Genomic DNA, 14,082 nt, shown 5'->3' with positions numbered 1-14,082 from the left:
CAGCTTCCTTCTCGCTGCGGGATCTTTTTCCCGAGTGGCTCCGCCACGAGGGAAAAAGCTGTCCTCGCGAGAAGGAAGCTGAGAACCCGCGGGTGGTCGGCTTTGGGACGTGGGCTATGTGCTTCGCACATACAGGCACGGCTTCGCCGCAAGGCAGGCTTGCTTCGCCGCCCAAGGCACGGCTTCGCCGCTAGGCACGGCCTTCGGCCGCAAGGCAGGCGTGGCTTCGCCGCCCGCCGAGCGGGTTCGCTGGGGGAAGAACGAGGTTGTAGTGCTCTGCTGGAACGATCACTGAGGCGGGACATGGCCGCACGGAAGGGTTTTCTCCTCCGGTTGGACCCGGCGATCCACGATGCGCTGGCCCGGTGGGCGCAGGACGAGTTGCGCAGCACCAACGCGCAGATCGAGTTCGTGCTGCGGCGGGCGCTGGCCGATGCCGGTCGGCTCCCGTCGGACGCGGGCGGTCCCGCCCGGCGCGGGCGGCCGCCGAAGTCCGAACAGGACTCGAACGAACTCGGCTGAACGGCCGGTGCGCGCGGCCTGATGACCGATCCGCGGTGCTGCGGTGGCGGTCGAGGATGGGTGTCGAGCCGGGGACGCACCCCGGCGGTCAGCTCATCCGCACGAAAGCGACGCCATGCCTGAAGCCGAGATCGTCCGCCCCGACCGCACACCACCGGACGCCGAAGCGCGTCCCGCGCCGCGGATCGGTGAGCTCGACGCGGTGCGCGGCATGGCGCTGTGCGGAATCCTCTTCGTCAACATCCCGCCCGCCATGATGATGACGGGGACCCTCGACCTCCAGCGGCTTCCGATACCGCACCTGCTGGACCTGTTCGTCCAGCAGCGGTTCTTCCCCATCTTCTCGCTGCTGTTCGGCGTGGGGTTCGGACTGTTCCTCACGAGCGCCGCGAATCGCTCCGCGCGGCCGCGGGTGCTGCTGGCCCGCCGGCTGCTGGCGCTGCTGGTGCTCGGGGTGGGGCACGCGTTCCTGCACCCCGGTGAGGCGCTGACGCCGTACGCGGTGTTCGGGCTGCTCCTCCTGCTGCCGCTGAGCTGGGCGAGCCGCTGGGTGAACCTGGTGATCGGCGCGGGGCTGATCGGCGGCACCACGGCCTGCTTCGGCGGCGGGCTGCTGTCGGTTCCGGGGCTGCTCGTGTTCGGATTCGCGCTCGCCCAGTTCGGAGTGCCGCAGCGGCTGCCCCGGCTCGGGTGGCAGCTCGGCGCGGTGTTCGCGGTGTCGCTGGCCGGTGCCGTCCCCGCGCTGATCGTGCAGGAGCAGCGGCCGCTGGAGGCCGGTTTCACCACCAGCTCCGGTGTCGCAGGGCTCTGCCTGGCCGCCGCTTACGTCACCGGACTGCTCCTGCTGCTGCGCACCCCGCTGCGCCGGGTGCTGGGCGGTGTGCTGGAACCGCTGGGCCGGATGGCGCTGACGAACTACGTCACGGCCACCCTGCTGGTGCTCGCGCTGGGCGGGCTGATCGGGCTGCGCGACTCCAGCGCGTACGGCGTGATGCTGCTGCTGGCAGTGGGAATCCTCGCGGTGCAGCTGCTGTGGAGCAGGTTGTGGCTCGCGCACTTCCGGCAGGGGCCGTTGGAGTGGGCCTGGCGCTGCGTCACCTGGTGGCGGATCGTTCCGCTGCGCCGGGCGTGAGCCTGCGCCCGTCGCGGTCCGGTCAGGAGGTCGCGGGCCGGGCCGTGGCGTGCGCGGCAGGTCGTGATTCCCGCCGACCGGCCCGCGTTGCGCGGAACCGATTCAGCGACCGTGCGCGATCTCGCGCGGCGGCCGGGGCTGCTGCTGGTGCGTCCGGACGGGCACCTCGCGGCGGCGGTGCGCGGCATCGATCCGGAACGGCCGACCGGGTGGCCGCGGGGCCGGCCGGCGCCTGCTCCGGTGCGTCCCGCAGTCGGCTGATCGAGTGGTTCGAAAACCGCGTCGCATTCCCCTCTGCGGCAGGTGGAAAAGAACCGCGCAGGTGGCCGAGGATCTGCGCGGCGCTTTTCGGCGGATTTGCGGGTCCATTCGGCCCACCGCCGTCCGTGTTCGTCGGTCACGGATCGCAACAACGTGGTCTCGTTGGTCCTCGTGGTCTCGGGTCCACTCACTCCTGACCCGCCCGTCGGGTTGTGGCGATCACGGTGTTTTCGCTGCCCTCGCAAGTGAAAACGCTCCGTGACATGCGCCGTTGCGGAAGTGGGGAACGACTCCGGGGCCGAACGCCGACACCCTGATCATCTTCCGATAAAGTGCCTCGCGCAGGGGGGAATGCACTTCCGCTCGTGCTCGGCAGGAGCGGAAGACGACGGTGTGCGGAAGGAGCCGTGTCCCCGGGAAGACGCCTGTACAGGCCATCCATCGGCGAGACCTCCTGCCTGATTCCAGTCGGCTGGAAGAGTCCGGCGCCGCAGGCCGCGCCCGCAGGGACACGCACGCCTCCTCAACACACCACGTCAGATGACCGACAACGTGGAGCGCTGTGAGCACAACAGATCCCGACAACATCACCAAGCCACCTGGTGAACTTCAGAGCACGTCGGAAAGATCGATCCGATCCAGCCTGACCCTGGCGGTCACGATCCCCTGGATCGTCGTGCTGGTGCTGTGGCTCGTCTGGTGCGCGTCGTTCATCACCGACGGTGTCTACACGCGACTGATCGCATCCGGCGTGCGCCAGGTCTCCCTGCCCGCCGTCACGGCGCTGGACGCGGTCCAGACCGAACGCCAGCTCAGCCAGGAACTGCTGGCCAACGGCGCCGGCGGGGACCAGACCGCGCTGCAGCAGCAGCAGGCCCGGACCGACGCCGCGGTCGGCGACCTGAACCAGACGATCGAGTCGGCGCTGAGCTCCGCGCCCGCCGAGATCGCCCTGCCGGTCGAACAGCTGACCACCGAACTCGGCAAGCTCCCGCAGATCCGCTCCCGGCTGGCCGCGGGGCAGATCTCGTCCCCCGAGCTCACCGACTACTACAACAACGTCTTCACGATCGCGACCGAGCTGTTCGACGTCCAGTCCCGGATCGTGCCGGACACCGACGCCTCCCAGGGCGGTATCGCCGCGACCGCGCTGTTCCGCTCCACCGACTTGATGTCGCGGGAATCGGCGCTGATCTCCACGGCGCTCACCACCGGTCAGCTCTCCGCGGACCAGCACCTGCAGCTGATCCAGCAGAACGGGTCGTACCACACCGAGCTGGAGAAGAACGTCTCCTACCTCAAGCCCGCGGTGCGCGAGCGCTACGAGCGGATGGTGGCCTCCCCCGAGTGGGCGCAGCTGGTCATCGCGGAGAACAAGCTGCTGCAGCAGGGCGAATGGGCGGACCCGGGTGAAGCGGGCGTGTCGCTGGCGGAGTGGCGGCGCCTCACCGACGCCGTCGGCGGCGAACTCACCGCGCTCACCCGGGACCAGGCCGACCAGGTCTCCACCGAGGCAGTGGCCAACGGTGACAACGCCATCACCACCGCCGTCGCCGGTGCGATCGCGGCCGGTCTGTTCGCACTCGGCTTCTTCTTCTGGACGCGCCGCCGGTACCGCTCGGTCATCGACGGCTCGCTGCTGCCCCGTCTGCAGCGACTCAGCGCGGAAGCCCGCGAACTCGCCGAGAAGACCCTGCCGTCGATGATGACGAGGGTGCGGGCCGGCGACCGGGTCGAGGTCGACTCGTCCGCGCTGCAGGGCTACGGCAACGACGAGATCGGTCAGGTCGCCGACGCGTTCCGCGCGTTCCAGCAGGAAGCGCTGCAGGCGGCGATCAACGAGGCCGACACCCAGCAGGGCGCCCTCACCTTCTACATCGGACAGACCCGCCGCGTGCAGTCCGCGCTCGGGCCGCTGCCGCAGCGGCTCGACGCGCTGCTGCAGAACGAGGAGGACCCGGACCGCCTCGGCGCGCTGTTCGCGCTCGACGAGTCCGTCACCCAGGCGCGGCACGTGGTGGAGAACCAGCTCGTGCTCTGCGGCGCAGCCCCCGGCCGCCGCTGGAGCAGGCCGCGCGACCTCACCGAGATCCTGCGCGCCTCCGCCGCCGAGACCAAGCACCACGACCGGCTGCGGCTGGGCCACGTGCCCAGCGTGGGCGTGACCCCGTCGGTGATCGGCGACATGCTGCGCATGTTCGCCGAGCTGTTCGCCAACGCCGCCTCGTTCTCGCCGCCCGGCACGGACGTGCACGTGGAGGCCGTGTCCGTGGGCAGCGGGCTGGTCGTGCAGATCTCCGACCGCGGCGTCGGCATGACCCCGGAGGCGCGCAACAGCGCCAACGAGACGATGAAGGCCCCGCCCGGATTCGCCGCGCTGGTGCGGCTCGGTGACCGCGGTGAGCAGCTCGGCCTGTTCACCGTCGCCCAGCTGGCCGAGCGCAACGAGTGGGTCGTCGAGTTCGGCACCTCGATCTACCAGGGCGTGCGGGCCGAGATCTTCATCCCGCAGGCGCACCTGGTCACCGAGGACGACGAGGAACGCCGCGACTCGTGGAGCGGCGACGTGCCGGTGGCGAAGGCCGCCGCACCCGCGCAGCCGCTGCCGACCAGGGTGCCCTCGGCGGCCGGCAGCACCGCGGTGGCGGAACCGGTCGTGCGCGAGGAGCCGAAGGCCGACGCAGCGCCGCGCCCGAGCGCGGAAGGGAAGGACATGGACCGACCTCCGCTACCGCAGCGGGTTCCCTACGCCGATCTGCCTGCCGGGTTCGGCGAGGACGAGCCGACCGACCGGCAGAGCAAGCCGGAGTTCGCGCCGGGATTGATGACTTTCTTCAACGCCGACAGGAAGTCGCGCGACGACTCCGGCGACAAGCCCAATTCCGACGACGACGTGCAGTGAGGAAAGCGTGAACGACGTGATGAACTCCAGGAAGCCGGACCTCGACCTGGCCTGGCTCCTCGACCAGATGCTGGACAACGTGCCCGACACGTTGCACGCCCTGGTGCTGACCCACGATGGTCTGCCCGCCGCGTTCTCGAAGAACCTCGACCAGGACCGGGCGGACAAGATCTCGGCCGCCTGCGGCACGCTGCGCGCCACGAGCAAGGCGCTCAGCCACGAGCTGGAGGGCGGGGACATCGACATGAACCTGCTCGCCACCGAGAGCCAGTCCATGTACGTGCTGGCCGTGGACCCGCGCAACTCCGTGCTGGTCGTCGCGGGCCGCAGCGTCGACGCCGAGCAGCTGCAGTACGAGATGCGGCGTCTGATCAAGAACGTGGGTGAGCGGCTCGGCAAGGGCGCGCGCAACCCGGTCGGTGCGGAGAAGCATTGACCGCGCCCGACTCCGACGCGTGGTACGACGACGACGCCGGCCGGATGGTGCGCTCGTACGCGCTGACCGGCGGCCGTACCCCGGACGCGGCCCTCAACCTTGACCGGGCGACCCAGGTCGTCGCGACGCTCGCCGACTCCGGACGCGGAGCGGCGGAGACGCCCGAACACGAGGCGATCCTGCAACGGTGCGGAGCGCCGCAATCCATCGCGGAACTGTCCGCCTCGTTGAAGCTCCCCCTGGGCGTCATCCGGGTGCTCTGTTCCGACCTGCTCGAACACGGATCACTGGCGCGTTCCCGCATGGTGCAACCGCGCGATCGAGACATTTTGGAGGCAGTGCTTGCCGGACTCAACAGGCTCTGACGGCGCACCACCCGTGATGCCCGATTCGGTGAAGCTGGTCGTCGCGGGCGGGTTCGCCGTGGGCAAGACGACCTTCATCGGATCGGTCAGCGAGATCACGCCGCTGAGCACCGAAGAGGAAATGACCGAGGCGAGCGTCGGCGTCGACGACCTCACCGGTATGGAGATGAAGCGGACCACCACGGTGGCGCTGGACTTCGGGCGCATCACGATCTCGCAGGAGATCGTGCTGTACCTGTTCGGCACCCCGGGCCAGGCCCGGTTCGGTTCGCTGTGGACGGAGCTGTCCACCGGCGCCATCGGCGCGGTGGTGCTGCTGGACACCCGTCGACTGGCGATGGGCTTCCCGTCCATCGACTTCTTCGAACGGCGCGGAATCCCGTTCGTCGTCGCGGTGAACTGCTTCGACGACACGGAGTTCAGCTACACCGAGGAGGAGGTCCGCGCCGCATCGGCGATGGGTCCCGACACCCCGATCATGTTCTGCGACGCGCGGGACCGGGAATCCAGCAAGAAGGTGCTCGTCACGCTCGTGAAGCACGCGCTGCTGCAGCGGGACCTCGCCGCCGCGGGCGGCTGACCCGCTGACGTGCGGAACGGGGCAGGACGGTCGCGTCCTGCCCCGTTCTCGGTTTCACGGTGCGGTGCGGGTCAGTTGGGCAGGGGGGTCAGCCTGCAGTCGAAGTGGCGCAGGAGGGGCGGGGCCTCGGTGAGGCGGTAGCCGGGGACCTGTTCGGGTTCCTTGGCGATGTCGTCCAGGACCGAGCCGACGAAGCGCAGGTGCGTCTCGTCGTAGGAGCGCCGCGGGATGGCCAGGCGGATCAGTTCGAACGGCGCCGGCTCGCGCAGCCGGAGGTCGTCGTCGAGCCCGCCGAGGTAGAGCGAACCGAGCTCCGCCGCCCGGATTCCGCCGCGCCGGTAGAGCTCGCAGGCCAAGGCGTGACCGGGGAACTCGGCGGGTGTGAGGTGCGTGAGCAGCCGCCCCGCGTTGAGGTAGATGGCGTGCATCCCGGACGGGCGCACCGTGCTCACCCCGGCCTGGTGCGACAGCTCCGCCAGCAGCGCCGCGGCGCTCTCCCGGCCCGCCAGGTGCTGCGGGTCGGTCACCTCCCGCAGGCCCTGCGCCACGACTTCCAGGTCCCGCCCGGAGATCCCGCCGTAGGTGACGAAGCCTTCGCCCGCGATCACCAGCGCCTTGCACCGTTCGGCCAACGCGTCGTCGCGCATGGCCAGCAGGCCGCCGGCGTGGCCGAGGCCGTCCTTCTTCAAGCTGATCATGCAGCCGTCGGCGAGGGCGAACTCGCGCCGCGCCACGTCGCGCGGATCCCAGTGCGAGTAGCCCGGTTCCCGGCGGGTGATCAGCCACGCGTTCTCCGCGAAGCGCGCCGCGTCCAGCCAGAACGGCACGCCGTGGCGGCGGGCGATCTCAGCCGCCGCCGTCATGTTCGCCAGCGAGACCGGCTGCCCGCCCAGCCCGTTGTTCGTGATCGTCATCAGCACGATGCCGACCTTCGAGCCCTCCGGTCCGGACAGCGTCCGCTCCAGCGCGCCCAGGTCGATGTCGCCCTTGAACGGGAACTCCGAGTCCAGGTCCGAGGAGGCGGGGCACGGGAGGTCCAGCGCGCGGCCACCGGCGATCTCCACGTTGGCGCGCGTGGTGTCGAAGTGGGTGTTGCTGATGCTGATCTGGCCCGGCGAGAGCAGCGAGGAGAACAGGACGCGTTCGGCGGCGCGGCCCTGGTGCACGGGGAAGACGTGCCGGTACGGCACCAGATCACGTACCGATTCCTCGAATCTGTACCAGCTCGACGAGCAGGCGTAGCTCTCGTCGGCCTGCTCGGCGGCGGCGCGCTGCGCGGTGGACAGCGCGCCGGTGCCGGAGTCGGAGAGGAAGTCGACGCTCACGGTGCGGGCGTCGATCTTGAACGGGTTGTACCCGGCCCGCTCGATCTCGCGTTCCCGCTCCTCGCGGGACAGCGCGGGGGCGGGCTTGACGACGGCGGACAGGGTGGTCGGGAAGTCCAGCATGGTGACTCCTCAAGGCAGGGCGCGGCCCTGGGTGCAGGGCTCGGGAGTGCGGTGCGGGGCAGGGGCGTTACCGCGGCGGGTACGACGGGCTCTGGTAGGCCTCCGAGGAGAGGTACAGCGTGACCCCCGAGTGGGAGCCGCCGATCCGCAACGAGGTGTGCGCCAGCAGTCCCGCGCCGTCGCCCAGGGGGCGCGGGGCGACCGCCGAGAGCGCCTGCTCGAAGATCGCGGTGTCCAGTCCCTGGTGCCGAAGCGCCCGCCACACCCGCTCCCGCGCGACCTCGTCGTCGGGCACGTAGCTGCGGATGGGGACGTAGATGCTGTAGTTGCTGGGGATCGCGGTGTCGTCGCCGGAGAACGCGTAGCTGGAGATCAGCGGCCGGCCTTCGAAGTAGTCCGCGTCGCCGCCGGTGTGCCGGCAGAAGTCGATCACCTGCTGCGGGTCGACGCCCGGCACGGCCTTGGCGGCCCGCGCCGCCGCCTCCGCGGTCGCCGCGTGGTGGCTCAGGTACACCTTCACGCGGGCTTGCGGGCTGTCCGAGATGTCCACGGCGAAGAACGTGAACTGGTCGAGTTCGCCGCGCAGCAGCGCGTTCTCCCGGATCGTGTCGTAGGCGCCGGTGAGACCCAGCCTGGAGAGGCCCTCGGCGACGAGTTCGCCCGAACGCTCCCGGCCGCTCACCAGCGGGTTCAAGTACACCTTGATCGCAGGCGGGCCGTCGGGGGCGAAGATGAAGGAGAACCACAGGGTGAACTGGCCGGACGGGTCCTCCGGGAGGAACAGGTCCCGGACGGCGTTGAACCGGTCCAGCGGAAGCCCGTAGGTCTCCGCGAGCTCTTCGAGCAGGGCGACCGCGGCACCGGGGTCGAGGCTCGACCCGCCGCTCGGCGGCGTCTCGCCGAGCATGCGGATGCGGCATCGCCCGCTGTTGTCGACGGCCAGTGAGAATTCGGCGGGAGTGTGGTCGTCGGCGACGTCCGACGGCCATGCCGGGACCATCGACAGTGGTCTCGAATTTTCTTTTCCGAGTAGTTTTGCCAGCATGGCGAGAGGGGTTGAATCTGCGATCCCGACCGAATCGCATAGATTTGATAATTGTTTTTCGGTGTACTCGCCGAGTGTTGCACCGGCCGCGCCCACAGCGCCTCCGATCGTGGGGCTAAGAATTACTTGGGAGTCAGGTTACCCGGCGAAGTCCACCTTTTGGAGATTCCAAAAACCTCGCTGAGGTGGTAAGACATGCGTGAGTAGTTGATCAGGAAATCGTCACTCACCGTACCGGCGAGCCCTTATGCAGCCGGTTTTCCGAGGCGTGCGGCAACCGGCGGCAAGGCGGAGGGCTGTTCGGCGTGTTCCGCGGCATGAAAATGATCACCCGTTTGGCAGACCGCGATACCAGGTCGTAACGACCGCGTTCGGCCTCAACGTCGAGCGTGGTGCCCACGTGGTGGTCAGCACGTCGATCCTCGGCCGCCGGAGGCCCCCGCGGTTGCCGAGAGGTTGATCACTCGAAGGGGCTCCGGGAGGTACGACGGGGGCGTCGGCCCAACGCCGGGGCGGGTGTCTGCCGTTCGCCTCAGCGACGGCCGCCGTCCGTTCTCCGGCGAATCGGAGGCGGTGTGGTAAGCCGACACAATCGGCCTAACGTCGAGGCTTCGCGCTGCTCCATCCGATGTCCGGCGCGATTCGGGCAATCGTGGACGAGTTGCGATCCGCATTGCGATTATGGAATCGATGATGAGCGGTTTTGAAACCCTGAAATGATTGATGGGCGGATTCATGAACTGATTGGTGATCTCTTTGTTGATCCAGAATTGAAGTGGGGACGGAGGTAGCCGCCGGCGTTCGGTTTGCAGCAGTTGGTCTCGGCCATCGCGCCATCGGAATAGACCGAAAGGCTCAGCGGAGGCGGAGACGAAGCGGGGCCGACCGGGCGAATCGCCCGGTCGGCCCCGCTTCGGTGGTGCTGCCGGTCAGCCCCGGCCGAGCAGCGAGCGGGCGAAGAACACCAGGTTCGCCGGACGCTCGGCCAGCCGCCGCATGAAGTACCCGTACCACTCGTCGCCGTAGGCCACGTACACCCGCAGCCGGTGGCCGTCGGCGGCCAGCCGCACCTGCTCGGCGGGGCGGATTCCGTAGAGCATCTGGAACTCGAAGCTCTCCGGGCTCCGCTGCGCGCGGGCGGCCAGGTCGGTCGCGATCGCCACCATCCGCGGATCGTGCGTCGCCACCATCGGATAACCCGCGCCCTGCATCAGGATTCGCAGGCACCGCACGTAGGCCCGGTCCACTTCGGCCCGTTCCTGGAACGCCACCGACGCGGGCTCGGCGTAGGCGCCCTTGCACAGCCGCACCCGGGAGCCCGCGGTGGCCAGGTCCCGGCAGTCCTGCTCGGTGCGCCGCAGGTACGCCTGCAGCACCGCACCCGTCGACGGGAAGTCCACCCGCAGGTCCCGCAGGATGTCCAAGGTGGAATCCGTGGTGGTGTGGTCCTCCATGTCGAGGGTGACCGTGGTGCCCGCCGCGGCCGCGGCCTCGCAGATCAGCCGGGCGTTCTCCAGCGCGATCTTCTCGCCGTCCTTGGGCAGGAACTGCCCCACCGCGGACAGCTTCACCGACACCTCGGCCCGCGCCGCCGATCCCTCGTCGCTGAGCGAACCGAGGACCGCCCGGTACGCGTTGACCGTGTCGGTCGCCTGCCCGGAATCGCGGGTGTCCTCGCCCAGGTGGTCCAGGCTCACGTGCAGTCCGCGCGACGAGAGCGCGCGGGTCACCTCGACCGCGTCCTGAGCGGTCGTCCCGGCGACGTAGCGGTCCACGACCGGACCCGTCAGCGGATTGGCCTCCACGAGCCGGCGCACGTTCGCCGAACCCGCCGCAGCCAGCAATGCCGAGCGCAGCATCGGATCTCCTCGAATGCGTGGGGGAACGGGTCAGTCCATGTGCGGGTAGCCGAGCCGCGTCGGCGCGACGAAGGTCTCCTTGATCGCGCGCGGGCTCGTCCACCGCTGGATGTTGAACATCGAGCCCGCCTTGTCGTTGGTGCCGGACGCCCGGCTCCCGCCGAACGGCTGGCGCGACACGATCGACCCGGTGGGCTTGTCGTTGACGTAGAAGTTCCCCGCCGCGTGCCGCAACTTGCGGTGCGCCTCCTCGATGGCGGCGCGGTCGGTCGAGAACACCGCCCCGGTCAGCGCGTACTGGCTGGAGGAGTCGACGACGTCGAGGATCTCCGAGTACCGCGCGTCGTCGTAGACGTGCACCGCGATGATCGGCCCGAAGTACTCGGTGGTGAACACCTCGTCCGCCGGGTCCGAGCAGACCAGCACCGTCGGCTCCACGAAGTAGCCGACGGAGTCGTCGCACCCGCCGCCCGCGAGGACCTCCACCGAGGCGGTGCCGCGCGCCCGCTCCAGCGCGGCCTTGTGCTTGGCGAACGCCCGCGCGTCGATCACGGCGCCGCCGAAGTTCCCGAAGTCGGTGACGTCGCCGAAGCTGATCGACCGGGTGAGGTCGGCGAGCTCCTCGCGCAGGCCCGACTCCCAGATCGACCGCGGCACGTAAGCGCGCGAGGCCGCCGAGCACTTCTGCCCCTGGTACTCGAACGCGCCGCGCGCGAACGCCGTCGCCAGCGGCGCCGGATCGGCTGAGGGGTGCACGACGATGAAGTCCTTGCCGCCGGTCTCCCCGACGATGCGCGGGTAGCTGCGGTAGGAGTCGAGGTTGTCGGACACCGTGCGCCACAGCTTCTTGAACGTCGCGGTGGAACCGGTGAAGTGCAGCCCGGCGAAGTCCGCGTCGCCCAGCGCGACCTCGCTGACCGCCTGCCCGTCGCCGGTCACCAGGTTGATCACGCCCGGAGGCAGTCCCGCGGCCTCCAGCATGCGCATCGTGAAGTGCGCCGAGAGCTGCTGCGACGGCGTCGGCTTCCACACCACGGTGTTGCCCATCAGCGCCGGAGCGGTCGGGAGGTTGCCCGCGATGGCGGTGAAGTTGAACGGGGTGATGGCGGTGACGAAGCCGTCCAGCGGCCGGTACTCCATCCGGTTCCACTCGCCCGCCACGGAGCTCGGCTGCTCGGCCAGGATGCGCCGCGCGTAGTGCACGTTGAACCGCAGGAAGTCGATGAATTCGCAGGCGGCGTCGATCTCGGCCTGCTGCACCGACTTCGACTGCCCGAGCACGGTGGCGCCGTTGATGGTGTCCCGCCACGGCCCGGCCAGCAGGTCCGCGGCGCGCAGCAGCACCGCGGCGCGCTCGTCGAAGGACGTCGCGGCCCAGCCCGGTGCGGCCTCCTTCGCGGCCCGCACCGCGTCGGCCACGTCCTCGCGGGTGGCCTGGGCGGAGGTGCCCAGCACGTGCGCGTGCTTGTGCGGCTGCACCACGTCGAAGCGGTCGCCGCCCGCCATGCGCTGCGTGCCGGCGATGGTGGAGGTGAGTTCGAAGCGCTCGGATTCGAGTTCGGCGATGCGCTTGTGCAGCGACTCCCGCTCGGCCGAGCCGGGGGCGTAGGACTTGACCGGTTCGTTGCTGGGGGCCGGAACGGTGGTGATGGCATCCATGGCCTTGTCGCCTCCTTGCGCGTCGATGGCTCGTGGTTACCCAGAACACTAGGAGCGCGACGGCCACGTGCGGCTGTATGATCAGCCATCTTTGAGGGGAGCGTGTTGTTCGATTGAACAAGGACCCGCGCGGTCCGGCGGCGAGCCCGGGAGCACCGTTGCGGCAGCTGCTCGTCGCCGTCGGGGAGCCGCTGATCGACCTGCTCGCCGCCCCGGCAGGACTCGACGCCGACGTGCGCGACGTGGTGATCGTGGAACCGGAGGAGGACTCCACCACGCATCCCGGTGACCTGGTGCTGGTGATCGGCGTCCGCGGCCGGTCCGCGCTGCGCCAGGTTCGAGCCGCGGGCCGGGACGGCGCGACGGCGGTGGCGGTCAAGACGCAGACCGAGCAGGACGCGCGAGCCCTGCGCGATGCCGCGCGCGACGCCGGGATCGCGCTGTTCGGGGTGTGGCCGGAGGTGCGCTGGGAGCAGTTGGAGTCGCTGGTGCGCTCGGTCGTCGACAACGCCCGGCTGACCGTCGAAGCCGACGCGGGGGAGTCCCTCGGCGACCTGTTCTCCCTGGCCCAGACGGTCGCGGCGATGACCGACGGCATCGTGAGCATCGAGGACACCGCCAGCAGGGTGCTCGCCTACTCGCGCTCCGACGACGACGTGGACGAGCTGCGCAGGCTGTCCATCCTCGGCCGCCGCGGCCCCGAGACGTACCTGGCGATGCTGCGCGAGTGGGGCGTGTACGAGCGGCTGCGCTCCGGCGAGGAGGTCGTGCGCGTCGACGAACGCCCCGACCTGGGCATCCGGCGCCGGATGGCGGTCGGCATCCACGCGGGGTCGCAACCGCTGGGCACGATCTGGGTGCAGGAAGGCGCGACGCCGCTCGAAGAGCGCTCCCGGCGGGCGTTGCTCGGCGCGGCGCGGGTGGCCGCGGTGCAGCTGATCCGGCAGCGCGCGGAGGCCAGCGCCGCGCCCCGCCTGCGGGAGAACCTGCTGATCGGGCTGCTCGACGGCAAGGTCGACGCGGCGAGCGTGGCGGGCGACATCGGTGCCGACGCGGCCCGGCCCGCGGTGGTCGTGGTGTTCACCTTGCGCGGCCGGGCAGGGGTGTCGGACCGCCCGGAGCTGGAACTGGAGCGCACCGAGATGACCGGCTTGATCTCGGTGCACGCCGCGGCCTACCGGCGCAGCGCCCTGGTGACCACGCTGAGCTCGCGGGTGTACGTGCTGCTGCCGGACCTCCCGTCGCACGCGATGCCCGGAGTGCTCGGCATGACCAGGGAGATCGTGGCCGCCGCCGGCCAGCACCTGCGGGCGGCGGTGCAGGCCGGGGTGGGCTCGGTGGTGACGGCGCTGGACGAGGTGGCGCACTCGCGCGCGGAGGCCGACCGCGTGCTGGACGCCATGAGCCACGACCTGGACACCCAGGTCGCCACCATCGCCGACGTGCGCTCCCGAGTGGTGCTCAGCGAGCTGCTCACCGTGCTCGGCGGCAACGAGCGGTTCCGCGATCCGCGGCTGGACGCGCTGTTCGAGCACGACGCCGAGCACTCCGGTGCCCTGGCGAGGTCGGTGCTGGCGTACCTGGAGCACTTCGGCGACGTGCGCGCCGCGAGCTCCGCGCTGCACGTCCACCCGAACACGCTGCGGCACCGGGTCCGCCGCGCCGCCGAGATCACCGGCCTGAACCTCGCCGACCCCGCCGAACGCCTAGCCGTCCAACTCCACCTGCTCCTGCACCGCCGCCTCACCCGCTGACTTCCATCGGGCTCGTTCTGCTAGGGGAGTCCGGTGGCGGAACCTCAGTTGGCCTGTCGCTGCGGGATCTTTTTCCCAAGTGGCTCCGCCACGCCGTCGCGCACGCGCAGCGCGTACGG

11 protein-coding genes are annotated in these 14,082 nt (G+C 70.1%); 7 read left to right on the top strand and 4 right to left on the bottom strand.

The genetic code is table 11. The features are described from left to right. Window positions 1–303 precede the first annotated feature (303 nt). From ACWD38_RS28615 to ACWD38_RS28590, 6 genes are all read left to right on the top strand, one after another. The gene (locus ACWD38_RS28615) at window positions 304–522 is read left to right on the top strand and encodes a hypothetical protein (protein ID WP_184478067.1); all 219 of its coding nucleotides are present in this window, start codon (window positions 304–306) and stop codon (window positions 520–522) included. A 115-nt stretch (window positions 523–637) separates the two neighbouring features. After that, entirely contained in the window at window positions 638–1,654 is a 1,017-nt protein-coding gene (locus ACWD38_RS28610) for a DUF418 domain-containing protein (protein ID WP_246456704.1), read from the top strand. An 823-nt stretch (window positions 1,655–2,477) separates the two neighbouring features. Beyond that, a complete protein-coding gene (locus ACWD38_RS28605) occupies window positions 2,478–4,817 on the top strand; it encodes a sensor histidine kinase (protein WP_450125302.1) in 2,340 nt (779 codons plus the stop codon). Between the two features lie 7 nt (window positions 4,818–4,824). Continuing rightward, window positions 4,825–5,253, top strand: a complete 429-nt coding sequence (locus tag ACWD38_RS28600) for a roadblock/LC7 domain-containing protein (RefSeq protein ID WP_184478069.1) — start codon at window positions 4,825–4,827, stop codon at window positions 5,251–5,253. Then, window positions 5,250–5,618, top strand: coding sequence for a DUF742 domain-containing protein (locus tag ACWD38_RS28595; protein ID WP_246456705.1), 369 nt, complete (start codon window positions 5,250–5,252; stop codon window positions 5,616–5,618). The genes ACWD38_RS28600 and ACWD38_RS28595 overlap by 4 nt, the downstream gene beginning before the upstream one ends. A gap of 16 nt (window positions 5,619–5,634) precedes the next feature. Beyond that, window positions 5,635–6,198 (top strand): GTP-binding protein, encoded by a 564-nt coding sequence (locus ACWD38_RS28590; protein WP_184478070.1) that lies wholly within the window; start codon window positions 5,635–5,637, stop codon window positions 6,196–6,198. A 71-nt stretch (window positions 6,199–6,269) separates the two neighbouring features. Here the strand turns inward: ACWD38_RS28590 and ACWD38_RS28585 are convergent, their stop codons facing one another. The 4 genes from ACWD38_RS28585 to pruA form a co-directional block, all read right to left on the bottom strand. Further along, on the bottom strand, window positions 6,270–7,646 hold the full coding sequence (locus ACWD38_RS28585) for a tryptophanase (protein WP_450125301.1): 1,377 nt from the start codon (window positions 7,644–7,646) through the stop codon (window positions 6,270–6,272). Between the two features lie 67 nt (window positions 7,647–7,713). Next, window positions 7,714–8,787 (bottom strand): tryptophan dimethylallyltransferase family protein, encoded by a 1,074-nt coding sequence (locus tag ACWD38_RS28580; RefSeq protein WP_343071286.1) that lies wholly within the window; start codon window positions 8,785–8,787, stop codon window positions 7,714–7,716. Window positions 8,788–9,620: 833 nt separating this feature from the next. After that, the gene (locus ACWD38_RS28575) at window positions 9,621–10,550 is read right to left on the bottom strand and encodes a proline dehydrogenase family protein (RefSeq protein WP_450125300.1); all 930 of its coding nucleotides are present in this window, start codon (window positions 10,548–10,550) and stop codon (window positions 9,621–9,623) included. 30 nt (window positions 10,551–10,580) lie between these two features. Further along, complete coding sequence (gene pruA, locus ACWD38_RS28570) at window positions 10,581–12,209, bottom strand: L-glutamate gamma-semialdehyde dehydrogenase (protein ID WP_184478074.1); 1,629 nt, start codon at window positions 12,207–12,209, stop codon at window positions 10,581–10,583. Window positions 12,210–12,367: 158 nt separating this feature from the next. Here pruA and ACWD38_RS28565 point away from each other — a divergent pair, with 158 nt between their 5' ends. After that, complete coding sequence (locus ACWD38_RS28565) at window positions 12,368–13,963, top strand: helix-turn-helix domain-containing protein (RefSeq protein ID WP_450125299.1); 1,596 nt, start codon at window positions 12,368–12,370, stop codon at window positions 13,961–13,963. The last annotated feature ends 119 nt before the right edge of the window (window positions 13,964–14,082 follow it).

Source organism: Saccharopolyspora sp. NPDC002578 (assembly GCF_053592695.1).
Note: the sequence above shows the minus strand (reverse complement) of the source record. Positions and strands in the feature narration are given on the sequence as shown.

Excerpts from the sequence above, each read along its gene's own strand:
- ACWD38_RS28615 (WP_184478067.1), top strand. The coding sequence starts at position 304 with ATGGCCGCACGGAAGGGTTTTCTCCTCCGGTTGGACCCGGCGATCCAC.
- ACWD38_RS28610 (WP_246456704.1), top strand. The coding sequence starts at position 638 with ATGCCTGAAGCCGAGATCGTCCGCCCCGACCGCACACCACCGGACGCC.
- ACWD38_RS28590 (WP_184478070.1), top strand. The coding sequence starts at position 5,635 with ATGCCCGATTCGGTGAAGCTGGTCGTCGCGGGCGGGTTCGCCGTGGGC.
- ACWD38_RS28585 (WP_450125301.1), bottom strand. The coding sequence starts at position 7,646 with ATGCTGGACTTCCCGACCACCCTGTCCGCCGTCGTCAAGCCCGCCCCC.
- ACWD38_RS28575 (WP_450125300.1), bottom strand. The coding sequence starts at position 10,550 with ATGCTGCGCTCGGCATTGCTGGCTGCGGCGGGTTCGGCGAACGTGCGC.
- pruA (WP_184478074.1), bottom strand. The coding sequence starts at position 12,209 with ATGGATGCCATCACCACCGTTCCGGCCCCCAGCAACGAACCGGTCAAG.